Raw genomic sequence first — 1,127 nt, 5'->3', positions numbered from 1 at the left:
CTCAAATCTATGGATGGCTTAAGGCCGTCAAAAAAGACGCGAAAATCAGCGATAGAGAAAAAGAACTCGCCACTGAAAATGCCAAACTCAAACGATTATTGGCTGAGCAAGCTGAGGAGTTAGACATCGTAAAAAAGGCCGCCACCTACTTCGCGAAAAATCTAAAGTAGATTGCTATGAGTTTATGCTCGAACACCTGACGCAATATAGGATTGTCCGTATGGCTAAGGTGTTTGGGGTTTCTCGAAGTGGGTTTTATTATTGGATTGATAATCGCCATAAAATCACTCAACGCAACGAACACCGAAAGCAGCTTGATAGCAAAGTTCGAGAAATCTTTGATGATAAAAAGGAACGCGATGGTGCAAGGCGTATTCAAAAAGAACTTGAAGAAAATGGTATTAACATAGCCGCGAGCATGAAGCGCCAAAACTTAGTCGCGAAGGCCGCCCGTAAGTTCCAATGCACGACAGACAGCAAACATAGGCTTCCTGTTGCCCCGAACTTGCTTGAACAAGACTTTAATGCGACAGCACCGAATCAAAAATGGGCTGGTGATATAACCTATCTAGCGACAAGCGAAGGTTGGATGTATTTAGCGGTTGTTATCGACTTGTACTCACGGCAAGTAGTTGGTTGGTCAATGAACACCAGAATGACCGCGACTCTGGTCTGTGATGCGCTCTCAATGGCATTATTCCGTAGAGGCATGCCCGAAGGGGTTATTATCCATAGTGACAGAGGTAGCCAATATTGTTCAAAAGACTACAGAGGCTTAATCTCAGCCCATAATCTAAAACAAAGTATGAGTAGGAAGGGAAATTGCTGGGATAATGCCTGTGTTGAGAGTTTCTTCCACTCAATGAAAGTAGAAGCCGTCCAATACGAGCCGATAATGACGCGAGAAGAGATGCGCCAAGCGCTTTTTGAATATATCGAAGTTGATTATAATCGAACAAGAAGGCACAGTGCTCTTGGGTACCTAAACCCTGTTAACTTTGAAAAACAATATGTCGCTTAATGCGGTGTCCAGTCTAACTGGAGCAGATCACTTCGTGTTTGAACGGAAAGTTCAACAGGAACACCGAGCAACATGGCTTCTTTTACATGACGCCATTGATACTCAT

Annotated in this window: 1 pseudogene; it reads left to right on the top strand. The window is 43.7% G+C overall.

Annotation, left to right across the window (positions count from 1 at the left end):
* A pseudogene (locus BCU12_RS05030) lies at window positions 1-1,021 on the top strand (IS3 family transposase); the annotation flags it as partial.
* Window positions 1,022-1,127: the final 106 nt, after the last annotated feature.

The organism is Vibrio sp. 10N.261.55.A7 (assembly GCF_002877365.1).
Classification (GTDB): domain Bacteria; phylum Pseudomonadota; class Gammaproteobacteria; order Enterobacterales; family Vibrionaceae; genus Vibrio.
This window is presented reverse-complemented; position numbering and strand designations above follow the sequence as displayed.